Source organism: Acinetobacter sp. BEC1-S18-ESBL-01, assembly GCF_014169935.1.
GTDB classification, from domain to species: Bacteria; Pseudomonadota; Gammaproteobacteria; order Pseudomonadales; family Moraxellaceae; genus Acinetobacter; species Acinetobacter pittii.
The window spans coordinates 2,057,664-2,071,733 of the sequence record NZ_AP022302.1; the positions used below are offsets into that span (position 1 = coordinate 2,057,664).

14 protein-coding genes are annotated in these 14,070 nt (G+C 38.4%); 2 read left to right on the forward strand and 12 right to left on the reverse strand.

The window, feature by feature from the left end:
• Positions 1-2: 2 nt before the first annotated feature.
• From H7R46_RS09650 to H7R46_RS09705, 12 genes are all read right to left on the reverse strand, one after another.
• Positions 3-344: a PilZ domain-containing protein gene (locus H7R46_RS09650; protein ID WP_002121335.1), complete on the reverse strand. Its 342-nt coding sequence runs from the start codon at positions 342-344 to the stop codon at positions 3-5.
• Between the two features lie 10 nt (positions 345-354).
• Positions 355-1,335, reverse strand: a complete 981-nt coding sequence (locus H7R46_RS09655; RefSeq protein ID WP_005069541.1) for a DNA polymerase III, delta' subunit — start codon at positions 1,333-1,335, stop codon at positions 355-357.
• Positions 1,336-1,348: 13 nt separating this feature from the next.
• Positions 1,349-2,110, reverse strand: coding sequence for a 3-deoxy-manno-octulosonate cytidylyltransferase (gene kdsB / locus H7R46_RS09660; protein WP_002121419.1), 762 nt, complete (start codon positions 2,108-2,110; stop codon positions 1,349-1,351).
• Positions 2,111-2,119: 9 nt separating this feature from the next.
• Positions 2,120-3,130, reverse strand: a complete 1,011-nt coding sequence (lpxK, locus tag H7R46_RS09665) for a tetraacyldisaccharide 4'-kinase (protein ID WP_002121338.1) — start codon at positions 3,128-3,130, stop codon at positions 2,120-2,122.
• A gap of 2 nt (positions 3,131-3,132) precedes the next feature.
• Positions 3,133-4,860: a lipid A export permease/ATP-binding protein MsbA gene (msbA, locus tag H7R46_RS09670; protein ID WP_002121388.1), complete on the reverse strand. Its 1,728-nt coding sequence runs from the start codon at positions 4,858-4,860 to the stop codon at positions 3,133-3,135.
• Positions 4,857-5,285, reverse strand: a complete 429-nt coding sequence (locus tag H7R46_RS09675) for an ExbD/TolR family protein (RefSeq protein ID WP_005069548.1) — start codon at positions 5,283-5,285, stop codon at positions 4,857-4,859. The genes msbA and H7R46_RS09675 overlap by 4 nt, the downstream gene beginning before the upstream one ends.
• A 15-nt stretch (positions 5,286-5,300) precedes the next feature.
• A complete protein-coding gene (locus H7R46_RS09680) occupies positions 5,301-5,936 on the reverse strand; it encodes a MotA/TolQ/ExbB proton channel family protein (protein WP_005069550.1) in 636 nt (211 codons plus the stop codon).
• Between the two features lie 50 nt (positions 5,937-5,986).
• The gene (locus tag H7R46_RS09685; RefSeq protein WP_005069552.1) at positions 5,987-6,874 is read right to left on the reverse strand and encodes a ParB/RepB/Spo0J family partition protein; all 888 of its coding nucleotides are present in this window, start codon (positions 6,872-6,874) and stop codon (positions 5,987-5,989) included.
• Positions 6,871-7,653, reverse strand: coding sequence for a ParA family protein (locus tag H7R46_RS09690; protein WP_002121458.1), 783 nt, complete (start codon positions 7,651-7,653; stop codon positions 6,871-6,873). Before H7R46_RS09690 ends, H7R46_RS09685 begins: the two co-directional genes overlap by 4 nt.
• Positions 7,654-7,674: 21 nt before the next feature.
• Positions 7,675-8,307 (reverse strand): 16S rRNA (guanine(527)-N(7))-methyltransferase RsmG, encoded by a 633-nt coding sequence (gene rsmG, locus H7R46_RS09695; protein WP_002121443.1) that lies wholly within the window; start codon positions 8,305-8,307, stop codon positions 7,675-7,677.
• Between the two features lie 87 nt (positions 8,308-8,394).
• A complete protein-coding gene (gene murU / locus H7R46_RS09700) occupies positions 8,395-9,084 on the reverse strand; it encodes an N-acetylmuramate alpha-1-phosphate uridylyltransferase MurU (RefSeq protein WP_005069554.1) in 690 nt (229 codons plus the stop codon).
• A complete protein-coding gene (locus tag H7R46_RS09705) occupies positions 9,084-10,097 on the reverse strand; it encodes an aminoglycoside phosphotransferase family protein (protein ID WP_005069556.1) in 1,014 nt (337 codons plus the stop codon). The genes murU and H7R46_RS09705 overlap by 1 nt, the downstream gene beginning before the upstream one ends.
• Before the next feature lie 120 nt (positions 10,098-10,217).
• Between H7R46_RS09705 and H7R46_RS09710 the strand changes: the two genes are divergently transcribed.
• Entirely contained in the window at positions 10,218-12,653 is a 2,436-nt protein-coding gene (locus H7R46_RS09710) for an LPS-assembly protein LptD (protein ID WP_005069557.1), read from the forward strand.
• Complete coding sequence (locus tag H7R46_RS09715; RefSeq protein ID WP_005069560.1) at positions 12,653-13,963, forward strand: peptidylprolyl isomerase; 1,311 nt, start codon at positions 12,653-12,655, stop codon at positions 13,961-13,963. Before H7R46_RS09710 ends, H7R46_RS09715 begins: the two co-directional genes overlap by 1 nt.
• Positions 13,964-14,070 lie beyond the last annotated feature (107 nt).

Sequence of the window (14,070 nt, forward strand, 5' to 3'; positions counted from 1 at the left end):
AATTACATCGTATAACTTGGACGGTCTAGAGACATACTACCAGCCAAAACTCGTTCTGCCTCAGTTTTATAGTAAATTCCCTTATCTCCGCTTAACTGAATAGCAAAACCTTGGGGTTTAAATCCACTTTGTTTATGGGAGATCCAGATTACTTTGCCTGTTAGAGGAATTTTTTGAGACTGCTCAGGCAAAGTCGCTAAAATGAAAATTTCTTGTCCCATCTTTACCTTTTGTTTTGATGGTACGAATAGGCCTCCACCTTGCACATATCCCATATAGCTTGCTTGCAAAGTAGCTTTATCAGGAATATTTACCTGAATAATCCCCCCCATTTGCGGCTGCATAGTTTTCCCCTTAAATATTCATTAACGTTATAAATAATTGATCAATAATAAGTTGGCTTTGTACATTTTGTTCAACAAGCTTTTTTGCTTGCTGTAATTCACTATAAATATTAAATAAGTTTTCTAAATCATAATATGGGCTTAACTGATCAAAATCTAAATCAGTATTTTTCTGTGGTTGGGTTAGCTTGACACAAATTAAATCACCCAACAAGTATTCAAAAAGCATTATAAAATCATTAAAACTTAATTCTTTTTGCCATTTGCCTGAGAAAAATAAAGGCATATTTTTTTGAGCAACAATTTTAAGCCAATCATTTAAGAAAACTTGCCTTTTCGCAAACCAGTCACTTTGAGCAATTTCTATTGCTTGTAAAGGCATATCATTAGATAAGCCAAGCAGTAAATCGGGCTGCACTTCCGCAAGTTCAGATAAATGCTCATTCAAATAAGAAGTAGCTTGCTCATATGAAATACGATCTAAAGCGAAATGTTGCAATCGGCTACGAATAGTGGCCGGTAGTTTAAGATAGTGATCAGCTAATAAAATTAAAACAACACGCTCGCCTGGTTCTTCTAAAGTCTTTAGCAAAGCATTTGAAGATGCCAAATTAAGTGCTTCTGCAGGCTCAATCACAATAACGCGCCAACCTTCTCCCGTTTGTTGTACGAAAGGTAGTAAGTCACGGATCTTTTCTATTTTAATTTTTGCATTCTGTTTTTTATTTTCTTCATCCGTTGTGATATGAACATAATTGGGATGAGTGTCTGATTTTAACCATTGGCAACTACTACATTCACCACAAGGGCCCTGCGGCTGCTTATTTAAACAAAGTACCCATGCCAAAAACTGCTTAGCAAAAGCATGTTTTCCACAACCTTGCTTGCCGTAAAATAAGAGACCATGTCCAATATTGGGAAACCTTGTTGTCAAGGTGTCCCATGTTGTTTGCTGCCAAGGATAAACCTTTGAAGTTACATTCGGATTCATTAAAAATTAACGCTTATTCAAAAGATTCAACAGGCATACTATTTAAGCGATCAAGATCAGCTTGAGTGTCCACACCTGGTGGTAAATTGGCTTCGGCTACAGCAATTGCAATTCGATGACCATTTTCCAAAACACGTAATTGTTCAAGGCTCTCCAACTTTTCAAGCTTCCCCATATCCCATGTTACGTATTCTTGTAATAAGTTCACTCGATAAGCATATAAACCTAAATGACGAAATGCTTGTGAATGTAAAGTCGGTTCATCATGCTTAGCCCCATCTCGATCATAAGGAATGGTAGCCCGGCTAAAATATAAAGCTTCATTTTGTTTAGACATGACTACTTTTACAATACTGTCACGCTGGAACTCATCTAAGGTATGAATCGGCTCACACAACGTAGACATTGAACAATTTGGTTTATCAACCAAAAGTTCTGCAACTTGCCGAACAAGTTGAGCTGGCAATAAAGGTTCATCACCTTGAACATTTACAATAATATCGTCTGCATCCCAACCCTTAATGCGAGCTACCTCACTTAAACGGTCTGTACCCGAAGGATGATCTGCACTGGTAAGAACTACATCAATTCCATCTGCACGGCAGATCTCAGCAATACGTTCGTCATCTGTTGCCACGCACAAATCATCAAAACCTTCGACTTTTTTTGCCTGATCCACTACACGTAAAATCATAGGACGGTTATGAATAAGCAACAATGGTTTACCTGGCAAACGCGAACTTGAGAAGCGTGCTGGAATGACGATGTGTTTCATTTTTTCTTCCTAAGATAATTGAATATCAAGTTCTTGCAATTGCATTTTTAAAACCTGATAACACTGTGTAGACAGCACAGCTGTAACAGGAACTACCCAAATAGATTGTTTAAATTCAGGATGTTTTTCAAGTAACGGTAATAGTTTAACTGCATCTTTTTCAGTTGTAATAAGTGGCAGCTCATCATTAAAAATTAAATCATTGATTGTGTAATCATGATGATCTTGAAAGGCATGCTCTTCGAATTGCTTCAACCCTAGATCTTTAAGGGTTTGATAAAACCGTTGAGGAAAGCCAATACCCACTACAGCATGATAATTATTCTCAAGATTAAAGCTTGGTTTAGAATTAGATAAAGGGTTAAGTAAATATGGCTGTCCTGTCTCGAGATACATGTTTAATTCTGTAGCAGGTTTATGAGTATGCTCAATCACTGTTCCAGTTTCTAAACGTTCAACAGGCTCTCGCAGATAACCTTCAGGTAATAGTTTTTTATTCCCTAAACCACGATTTTGATCCAGTACAATCCACTCGATCTGTCGATCTAATGCCCAATGCTGCAACCCATCATCACTAATAATCAAATCTATTTCTGATGACTCAAGCAATAACTCTATTGCGGCCTGCCTATTAGGACCTACTGCCATTGGTACACTTGTAGCCTGAACAATTAATGCTGGCTCATCCCCAGCTTGAGCTACTTGGCCGCCCGAGGTAACCAGCAGTGGAAAAGGACCATTACCCCCATATCCCCGACTAATTACCCCTACTTTTACATTATGCTGCTGTAGATAATTCACCAGTTGTATTAGCAAGGGAGTTTTTCCGCTTCCACCTACTGTGATATTACCTATAACCATCACAGGTACGGGCGCTTTATAAATTTGCTTAAAACCTGAATTATAAAGATTACGATTTAGTAAAAACCCAGCCCGATACAAGCAAGACAATGGACGTAAAGCAATCAACCAACTCGATTGTTTATTCCATGCATTCTGGATCAGCTGGACTAATGACATGCTTAGTTATCCTCGAAATTACGCTGATGTAATTGATAATAAGCACCATGTTTTGCGAGGAGTTCTTGATGAGTACCTTGTTCAACAATTTGTCCTTGATCCATCACTACAATACGGTCAGCATTTTCAATTGTTGATAAACGGTGAGCAATGACAATCGTAGTGCGGTCTTGCATCGCTTCATCAAATGCTTGCTGAATAAAATGTTCAGATTCATTATCAAGAGCACTTGTAGCTTCATCTAAAATTAATATTGGAGCATTCTTTAAAATTGCTCGAGCAATAGCAATTCGCTGACGCTGACCACCAGATAAGTTTAGGCCCTGTGCCCCTAAAACAGTATCATAACCATTTGGTAAATTCATAATGAAGTCATGTGCATATGCAGCTTTTGCAGCGGCATGAATTTCCTCATCTGACGCACCTTGCAACTGACCATACGCAATGTTTTCACGAACAGTACGATTAAATAATACAACTTGCTGATTTACCATTGCGATTTGGGTACGCAAACAAGAAAGATCAATATCATTAATTGGCAAACCATCTAAATAAATTTGCCCACTTGATACCTCTTGGAAACGTACCAACATATTAACTAATGAGCTTTTACCAGCACCTGAACGTCCAACTAATGCTACAGTTTGCCCAGGAAGAATATCTAAAGAGAAATCTTTAATAGCCTGTACGCCATCAGCATAATTTAATGCCACATGATCAAAACGAATTGCACCATTTAGTTTAGGTTTCAACTGACCGTTATTTTGCTCTTCAGGCAAATCTAATAGTTCAAAAACAGAATGAGCTGCTGCTAAACCGCGTTGTAACTTTTCATTAACATCAGTCAAGTTTTTAACTGGTTTTGCTAATAGACCAGCAGCTGTAAGGTAAGCCACGAACTCACCAGCACTAGTATTACCTAAAATCTGTGGTCGTAAAGCTAACCATACAATAAGGGCCATCGCACAAGCCATTACTACCTGAACCACAGGGCTATTCAGGTTTTGTACAATTACCATTTTTAAACCACGTTTTAAGTTTTCTTCTGATGACTTATAGAACCGTTCTTGTTCAGACTCTTCACCAGCAAAAGTTTTTACTACAGCATTACCATTGATACTCTCTTGAACAACGTGGTTCACATCACCCATTGTATCTTGAACCTGTAATGAGAGTTTTCGCATACGTTTTGAAGCTTTACGTACCAATACACCAATTACAGGTAAAAATACAAAAACACATAAAGTAAGACGCCAATTGGTATAAAACAGATAGCCTAATAATCCCAGTGTAATCATCCCATCCCTAACGATGACTCTTAATGACTCCGAAGAAGCTGCTGTTAGCTGCTCAACGTTATACATAATCTTGGCAGTAATATGGCCAGATGAATTATCTAGGTAATATTGTGCCGGTAGTCTTAAAAGTTTGGCATAAACTTCTTGGCGAATACTAAAAACCAAACTACGTGAAATCACCGCAGTATAGTAACCCCCCATAAAAAGGCCTAAACCACGGAAAAAAACCAATAAAATGATTAATAATGGGAACCAATCCAGATCACTTCTACTGCCACTTTGGATTGCATCAATAATAAATTTAATCAATTTAGCAACGGAGACTTCTGTTGCTGAGTTAATACCGAACCCGATAAGAACTAATAAGGCCACGCCCCAATAAGGTTTTAAATAGGCTATGAGACGCAAATAAACCTTAAAATCTTGATTCACTCAGAAAAACCTCTAGAAGGAACTTTGGTACTAATATTGATGTTAACAAAACCGAGTTGTCCTGCTACATCCATAACGCGAATTACATCCTGATGAGACGCTTTGGCATCCGCAGCAATGATGAACATAAAATCACGGCGCTCTTGAGCAACTTGCTTAATCGCAGTACTCAGATCAGCAACCTCTTTAGACGAAAGTGCCTGACCATTTACAGCATAATGACCAGAAGAGTCTACCACGACTTCAATTTTGTGATCGTACTGTTTTGGTGGAACACCTTGTGCATCTGGTAACGTTAAATTGAGGCGACTTGGCTGATTAAAAGTAGTCGATAGTAATAAAAAAACCAAAATGAACAACAAACAGTCAATCATAGGCGTTAAATTGATATGGATGTCTTCAACCTGAGAACGTTTAAATTTCATCTGGCTATTCACCCATCACCCAACACGACGATGTTCTGCTATAGACGAGGAACGTTTATAGAACAATGAGGCATGAAATAAAGTCGATTGCTGCTCTAGTTCAGCAATATAATCTTGTACTAATCTTTGAAAATAGCGATAAGCAACTAAAGCAGGAATCGCAATTAACATTCCCACAGCTGTAGTAATAAGCGCTTTAGAAATACCCGGAATCATTAAACTTGGACTACCTGCTGATCCAAAATCAATCACAAGGAATGACTCAATAATCCCGACTACTGTACCAAGCAGCCCTAATAAAGGCGCCACAGCACTCAAAGTCCCCAAGAAATTAATATTTTTCTCTAAATAAGAAATTTCTTGAGAAGCGGCTACTTCCATTTGTGCTCGTGCAAATTGCTCACCATGCTCACGATGATCAAAACCTGCTTTTAAAATGTGAGCCAATGCGCTGTTTTGCACTTCTACATTTTGTTCCAAATTTTCCACAATATCTTCAGTTCTTAACGAACTATCATCAATTAATGCTTTGGGTAGAACTTGTGAACGTCTTAACCGAACAAAACGTTCAATGCTGATCGCAACAGTTAAAATTGAGCATAGAATTAAAGGCAACATCAACCAGCCACCCGCTCTCACAAGTTCCCACATATCTTCTTCCCCAAGAATATAAAATTAGAAATATATGACCCAAATGCAAATTAATCAGGCAAACAAATATTTAAAATGCCATCTAACTCATCTAAGGTATGGTAATGAATAACAAGCTTACCCTTACCTTTTTGATTATGATCAATTTTCACATTAGCGCCAAAACGCTCTGATAATTTTTGTGTCAATTGTTCAATATCAGGTGCTACAGGTGCTTTTTCCTTCTCCTGCTTAGGCTCACTTCTATCACGCACCAATTGCTCTGTTTGACGAACAGATAGTCCTTTTTCAATTACGATTTTAGCAACGTCTAATTGATCTTTACCCTTTAACGTCAAGATAGCTCGAGCATGCCCCATATCAAGCTGGCCTTGCTGCATGAAATCTTTAATTTCATCCGCCAAACTCAACAAACGAAGTAAATTACTTACCGTAGTACGTGCTTTCCCTACTGTGTCAGCAATTTCTTGATGGCTCAAACAGAATTCATCATGAAAACGCTGCAAGGCTATAGCCTGATCAATCGGATTTAAATCTTGACGCTGAATATTCTCAATAAGTGCCAGTGCAATAGCAACCTGATCATTTAAATCACGAACAATTGCAGGAATTTCAGTTAAACCCGCAAGTTGCGCTGCACGCCAGCGTCGTTCGCCAGCAATGATTTCGTATGGATGTGATTCATCATCAACTGGACGAATTACAATAGGTTGCATCACTCCATGTTTTTCAATAGAAGATGCTAACTCTTGCAAATCATGCTCATGAATAAAGCGACGTGGTTGATATTCACCACGTTTCAATAAATTTACATCAATTTGTTTCAACTGTCCGTGGTCAAGTGCCTGTGCTTCCAGCTGTAATTTTTCTTTTTGAATTGAACCAAGTAATGCATCTAAACCACGTCCTTTAGCCAATCCGCGTTTTTTGATGCTCATACTTTACTTCCTTTCTTCACTTTACTTTTCTTCAACATCTCAGCTGCAAGATTTAAGTATGCAACTGCACCTTTAGAACTTTTCTCAAAATAGATAACAGGCAAACCATGCGCCGGCGCTTCTGCTAAGCGAACATTACGTGGAACGACAGTATCATAAAGTTTTTTTCCGAAATACTGTTCTAACTCAGCAGATACATCACGTGTTAAAGCATTTCGTGCATCGTACATTGTACGTAATACACCAATAATTTCTAAATCAGGATTTAATGCCTTTTGAATACGATCTATAGTCTGGGTTAAATCAGCTAAACCTTCTAGCGCATAATATTCGCATTGCATTGGAATGATTACACTATCTACAGCTGCCAAAGCATTGACAGTAATCAAACTCAAGCTTGGCGCACAATCCACAATGATAAAATCAAATGAGTTTCGAATTTCATTCAAAGCATTTTTTAGAATGAATTCACGGCCCTCTTGTTCTGCAATAGCAAGTTCAACACCGGAAAGTTCACGATTAGACCCTAAAACTTTATATCCGACTTCTGCTTTTTGAATGGCCGTTTCAATTGGTACTTCACCAAGTAGAACATCCGTAATGGAATACAAAAGATCGTTCTTTTGAATACCAGACCCCATCGTAGCATTACCTTGTGAATCCATATCTACAAGTAATACACGTTTCTTTAATACAGCTAGAGACGCTGCAAGATTTACTGCAGTCGTTGTTTTACCAACACCACCCTTTTGGTTTGCAATCGCAATAATTTGAGCCATGATAACCCTAATACTTTTTATTTAAATACGTTGAAGTAAAAGTAAATGACGTTGTTCATCAAGTCTTGGTACGCGCAGCTCAATCACTTTACATGAAAAGTCCTGCTTAAGTTGCTCAATTTCCTCAACTGGCACAACTCCTTTCATTGCTGCAATTATACTGCTTTGATGCAAGTATGGCTGAGCTGCATCCACAAAATCCGTTAAAGAAGCAAAAGCGCGACTTGTAATCACATCAAATTGACCAAGCTCATCAATTGTATCTTGATTTTCAACACGTGTTTGCACGGCTACTACGTTTTTTAACTTAAGGTCAGCAATAAACTGTTTCAAAAAACGAATTTTCTTACCATTTGAATCAAGTAATACACATGAGCGTTCCGGCTGACATAAAGCAATGATCATGCCCGGCATACCACCACCTGTACCTACATCAAGCAAACGGCCTGTTGGCAAATCTTTCAAAATACTTAGGCTATCTAACAAATGCTTCACTAACATTTCTTTCGGATCACGAATCGCTGTTAGATTATAAGCTTTGTTCCAAAGTACCAAAGCATCTTGATACTTCAACAATAATGTCAAAGCTTCATCGCTAAGCGATAAACCTAATTTTTGACTACCCTGTTGTAACTCTTGAAAAAACGGATGCATAAACAGATAACATCTAAGTAAAATTTAAAACAAAGTATACCCATTTATGCATCGTGGAACACTAGTTAACGATTAGGGATTACACACTTAATCGTAGAAGCCTTCACGAATTTGCAAATCTAGCTCCATTAAACGCTCAGGCGTTCCCACATCTACCCATGCACCTTTAAGCTTTTCACCAGATATTTTCTGATTATGCATCGCTTGCTTCAATAGTGGAGCTAAAGGACGCTTACCCGCTTCCAATCCGTCAAAAAGTTTAGGATGAATAACTGATAGACCGCTAAAAGTGAGGTTTTCGCCCGTCACATCTTGATCGAATGTAAAAGCGCGCCCATCCAATAATGTAAAGTCGCCTTCAGGATGCTGTTTAGGATTATCAACTAACACAAGATGTGCCAAATCATCATTTAGTTTAATATGGCGCAGACCTTCAAAATCCATGGTGGTCCATACATCCCCATTCACAAGAATAAAAGGATCTGTTCCAAGCAGTGGTAAAGCATTAATAATTCCACCAGCTGTTTCTAGCCCTTCATCCTCTCGTGTCCAACGGATATCCACACCAAATTGAGAGCCATCACCTAAACTACTGATAAGTTTGTCGGCCAACCATGCAGAATTGATGACTATTTCAGTCACACCAATTTTCTTAAGTTTTTCAATATGCCACACAATAAGGGGCTTACCGCCTACCTCGAGCAAAGGCTTTGGTTTATATAGCGTAAGTGGACGCATACGATTGCCCAAGCCAGCAGCAAGAATCATTGCTTTCATTATGCTGCTACCTCATAGCTACCATATTTCTCGATAAATTTAGGCATCACGATATTATTTATAAATGCCATAAACTCTTCAAGCTCAGCGTAACCACGACTTTCTTCGAGCAAATACCACATGACACGTGGTAAATCCTTCAAATAACCAGACTTACCATCACGTTCAAATAAGCGAACAAAAATGCCTAAAATTTTAATATGGCGTTGGATCGCCATTAAATCTGCATCACGTTTAAATTGATCAAAGCTACGGTTTTGTTTAGTCGACGCTGGCAACAGGTCATAAAACACTTTAAACCATTGATAAACACGATCAGCGTTCCATTGAACATATGCATCACGAGTAATCGAAATTAGATCATATGTATCAGCGCCAATAACAGCATCTTGGAAGTCGATTACCCCTAATTCTTGCTCATCGGTAATTTTCATCAAATTTCGACTATGAAAATCTCGATGTACAATAACTTGTGGTTGGGCTAATGCAGCATGAGCCAAGAAGTCAAATGCATTATCAATCGTTTTTTTCTGTTCAGCAGTCGGCTGAATAGAAAGCGACGGTAACATCCAGTCTGTGAGTAGATGCATTTCCGACATTAATTTTTCGTAAGAATAAGCTGGGAACTGATTAGTCCCGTCAATAGACTGCAATTGAATAAGTTGTTTAAAACTTTGTTCGTAGTATTTATCAACAGTTTCGTTAGTTAATAATGTCGACAAAAGCACATCGCCAAAGTCTTCTAACAATAGAAAACCTTGAGCCAGATCTTTCGCGACGATCTGAGGCACACGTACGCCATGGCTCGCAAAAAACTCGTCAATGGTCACAAACGGAACACAGTCTTCTTTTTCTGGAGGGGCATCCATGAGCATATACGTTTTATTTTGTAACTCGATACGCGCATAACGGCGGAAGCTTGCATCACCTGCTAAAAAAGCGATCTTAAATTGATCATTTTCAAGAACAGATGTAAGCCATATATATATCAATTGTTCACGTTGTGTATTCATTTGCAATAAAATCTAAAACAAGCTGAGATTTTTGAAGGGTTAAGTGTAGCCACTTATAAACTTTTTCTCTATGATGCGACAATAATTAATTGTGAATTAGCATACTTGGTTAATGAGACAATGAAGCATCAGTTTAAATTTAATCCTTTAGCGACAGCTATTTTTACGCTCTTATGTGGCTCCATACAATCAAGTTATGCTGAGTCAACTGATGTTGTCTCCAATATAGACAATAATCAACTTAAAGCGAGCATCAAGGAAGCTTACCCAGGTCAAGAATTCTTTCAGCAATATTATGTTGATAAATCTGCACCTGAAGCACAGCTTCGTGACAATAAATATTTAAGCTCGGCATTTTGCCAAGGCACATGGGTTACACCGATTAACCCTGAGACCAAAGCTTTAGACGCCGACAAAGCGACTTCTGTCGTTACGGCTAACTACGGACATTACAATCCAGCGGGTGATTCTGTTTTAGAAGGTGATGTCGTTATTGATCAGGAAGGACGTACAGTTCGTGCTGACAAAGTAACGATTGATAAGACCCAAACCTTTGCGCATGCACAAGGTCGAGTACAGTTAGCTCAAGGCGGGTTACTTTCACAGAGTGATGAAATTAATTATAACCTAAAAACCCAAACCGGGAATTTAGACAATAGTTTTTATATTTCTGAACAGCAACATGCCCATGGTCATGCAGGAAAAATCGAAAGAACCTCACCAAACGTTATGGTTCTTAATGATGCAACCTATACGACTTGCCCACCAGGCCAAAAACCCGGTTGGAAAATCCAAGCCAATAAAATTGAGTTAAATCAGGAAACTGGACGCGGCGTAACTCGTGGAACAAAATTATATGTTAAGGACGTTCCTGTTCTAGCTGTTCCCTATTTTAACTTCCCGATTGATGACCGCCGTACTACAGGTATCCTCAACCCACAATTTGGTTTCTCAAATGATGGTGGTGTTGAGCTTTCTGTTCCGGTTTATTTAAACCTTGCACCTAACTATGATTTGACACTTACTCCGCGATATTTAGCAGACCGCGGTGCAATGCTAAAAGGTGAATTTAGATATTTAACCGATGGCTTTGGTGCTGGGGAAATGTGGGGTGGCATCTTGCCATCTGACAAAGGTTATGATGACAAAGATCGTAAAGATTTCCATTTTTTACATAATTGGGATATCAATGATCAATGGTCTACTAACCTCGAATATAACTATGCATCAGATAAAGATTATTTCTCCGACCTAGATAGTAACCCTAACTCCAAAACAGATCTTAACTTACGTAGAGCTTGGGAACTGAACTATCAACATGGTATTCCTGGTTTAAAAGCACAGCTTAAGGTCGAAGATTTCCAGACACTTGACCCTGAAGTTAAAGATGTCAATAAACCCTACGCGCGCTTACCACAATTCTTATTAAATTACGTCACTGGTAATCCACTAGGACTACAATACGAATTTAATAACGATACTGCTTACTTTAAGAAATCAATTAATGATGATTCTGCTCAAGAAAGTAGTGGTACACGTATTTATAACCAGTTCGCAACGCGTTATAACTACCGTACACCAGCAGCTTTTGTGATTCCTGAAGTCTCTGTACGTTCTATTCAAACGTTTTATGATAAAGATACTCAGTTAAATAACCCTGGCGGTTCTGAAAATAAATCAGTCGTTGTACCTCAATTTACTTTAGACACTGGGCTAAACTTTGAACGTGATGGTAAGTATCTACAAACACTTACACCACGTGCTTTCTATGCATATGCGCCATACAAAAATCAAGATGGTTATCCTAACTTTGACTCAACCACTGCATCAGTAAGTTATGATCAATTATTTAACCCTTACCGTTTTTATGGTCATGACCGTCTAGAAGACAATAACTTTTTATCATTGGGTATAAGTTATAGCCTCTTTGACACAGTAGGCTTAGAACGTTTACGGGCAAGTGTAGGCCAAAGTTACTATTTCGAAGATCGTCGTGTCACTTTAAAACAAGGTCAAGATGAATTTGACACCGAGCGTAACACTGGCCCTGTTATAAGCCTATCAAGCCAACTTAATCAAAACTTTACTATTGCTGCCAACTCTGCCTGGATGTCGAATGGTGACAATGCTCAACGTGACTTCCAAGTTTACTATACAGGTGATAAAGGAAATCTATATAACTTAGGCTATTTCTATCGTAAAGATATTCCTGGTCGTCAAGACACTTATGACCAAGTTGTTGCATCGTTTATACAGCCAATTAAAGATAATTGGCGTATTATGGGCCACGTACAATATGACATGGACAATGATGTTGCCCGTGAACTCTTGCTAGGAGTTAACTATGAATCATGTTGCTGGGGTATTTCCGTCTATGGCCGTTCATACTATAACGATCTAGATGATCCGAAAACTTCAGATGTTAGTGAAAAGCGCGCGATCATGGCCGAAATTACATTAAAAGGTTTAGGTGGTTTAAACAATAAACTCGCGTCTTTACTTGAAAATCGCGTTTTAGGTTTTAACAAAATTAATCAATCTTGGACACAACGTTAATGAAGACAAAGCATCTTAAACAGTTTTTTAAAGCAACTACACTTGCTGCCCTAATCTCTTCATCAATGCATAGTTTTGCCCAACCCGCTGATGAAGTTGTGGCAATTGTGGACAATAGTGTAATTTTAAAAAGCGATCTTCAACAAGGTATGGCTGAAGCAGCTCATGAACTGCAAGCTCAAAAAAAAGAAGTGCCACCTCAGCAATACTTACAGTTTCAAGTATTAGATCAACTCATCTTGCGTGAGGCACAACTTGAACAAGTTAAAAAATATGGCATCAAACCTGATGAAAAAAGCTTAAATGAAGCAGTATTAAAAGTAGCAAGTCAATCTGGAAGTAAAAGTTTAGAAGCTTTCCAGCAAAAATTGGATGCTATGGCACCAGGAACTTATGAAAGTTTACGTGGCCGAATCGCTGAGGATTTAGCGATTAGCCGTTTGCGCCAACAACAAGTCATGTCTCGCATTAAAATTAGTGACCAAGACGTAGAAAACTTCTTGAAATCACCTCAGGGACAAGCTGCGTTAGGTAATCAAGCACATGTAATTCATATGCGCATTTCTGGTGACAATGCACAAGAAGTTCAATCTGTAGCTCAAGAAGTGCGTTCAAAGCTTGCTCAAAGTAATGATATAAATGCTTTGAAAAAACTTTCAACTGCAAATGTAAAAGTTGAAGGTGCTGATATGGGTTTCCGCCCACTGTCTGATATTCCTGCTGAACTTGCGGCTCGTATTACACCATTACAAGATGGGCAAACGACTGACTTAGTTTCAGTACGTGATGGTGTACATGTTTTAAAGCTTCTTGAACGCAAACAAAATGAGCAAAAAGCTTTAGTACCTCAATTTCAAACCCGCCACATTCTCATTCAGCCATCTGAAGTAGTGACTCTTGAGAATGCTAAGCAAATTATTGATAACATCTATAAACGCTTAAAAGCTGGTCAAGATTTTGCAACACTTGCAGCAACCTATTCAAATGACACAGGTTCAGCACGTGATGGGGGAAGTTTGGGTTGGGTAACACCTGGAATGATGGTTCCTGAATTTGATAAAAAAATGCAGGAAATTCCTGTAGGTGAAATTAGCGAACCGTTCCAAACTCAATTCGGCTGGCATATCTTACAAGTAACAGATAAACGTGAAAAAGATATGACGCACGAATATCAAGAGCGTATGGCACGTCAAATTTTAGGTGAACGCCAATTTAACACTGAGATTGATAGCTGGTTACGTGAAGTACGTGCAAACGCATATGTAGAAATCAAAGATCCAAGTCTAGATAAAAAGAACTTACAAAAGTAAGTCTTTTTCTCTTCATCAAAACCTGTGACAAACACAGGTTTTTTTATGCATGAAATTTTCCTAATAAAAAACCGGTTATATAAATAACCGGTTTCTATAAATTAAAC

What these genes read in the sequence shown, in the direction of transcription:
- H7R46_RS09675 (WP_005069548.1), bottom strand. Translation starts at nt 5,285, where the DNA reads ATGAAATTTAAACGTTCTCAGGTTGAAGACATCCATATCAATTTAACG.
- H7R46_RS09680 (WP_005069550.1), bottom strand. Translation starts at nt 5,936, where the DNA reads ATGTGGGAACTTGTGAGAGCGGGTGGCTGGTTGATGTTGCCTTTAATT.
- H7R46_RS09650 (WP_002121335.1), bottom strand. Translation starts at nt 344, where the DNA reads ATGCAGCCGCAAATGGGGGGGATTATTCAGGTAAATATTCCTGATAAA.
- H7R46_RS09690 (WP_002121458.1), bottom strand. Translation starts at nt 7,653, where the DNA reads ATGGCTCAAATTATTGCGATTGCAAACCAAAAGGGTGGTGTTGGTAAA.
- rsmG (WP_002121443.1), bottom strand. Translation starts at nt 8,307, where the DNA reads ATGCATCCGTTTTTTCAAGAGTTACAACAGGGTAGTCAAAAATTAGGT.
- kdsB (WP_002121419.1), bottom strand. Translation starts at nt 2,110, where the DNA reads ATGAAACACATCGTCATTCCAGCACGCTTCTCAAGTTCGCGTTTGCCA.
- H7R46_RS09715 (WP_005069560.1), top strand. Translation starts at nt 12,653, where the DNA reads ATGAAGACAAAGCATCTTAAACAGTTTTTTAAAGCAACTACACTTGCT.
- H7R46_RS09655 (WP_005069541.1), bottom strand. Translation starts at nt 1,335, where the DNA reads ATGAATCCGAATGTAACTTCAAAGGTTTATCCTTGGCAGCAAACAACA.
- H7R46_RS09685 (WP_005069552.1), bottom strand. Translation starts at nt 6,874, where the DNA reads ATGAGCATCAAAAAACGCGGATTGGCTAAAGGACGTGGTTTAGATGCA.
- murU (WP_005069554.1), bottom strand. Translation starts at nt 9,084, where the DNA reads ATGAAAGCAATGATTCTTGCTGCTGGCTTGGGCAATCGTATGCGTCCA.
- lpxK (WP_002121338.1), bottom strand. Translation starts at nt 3,130, where the DNA reads ATGTCATTAGTCCAGCTGATCCAGAATGCATGGAATAAACAATCGAGT.
- H7R46_RS09705 (WP_005069556.1), bottom strand. Translation starts at nt 10,097, where the DNA reads ATGAATACACAACGTGAACAATTGATATATATATGGCTTACATCTGTT.
- H7R46_RS09710 (WP_005069557.1), top strand. Translation starts at nt 10,218, where the DNA reads ATGAAGCATCAGTTTAAATTTAATCCTTTAGCGACAGCTATTTTTACG.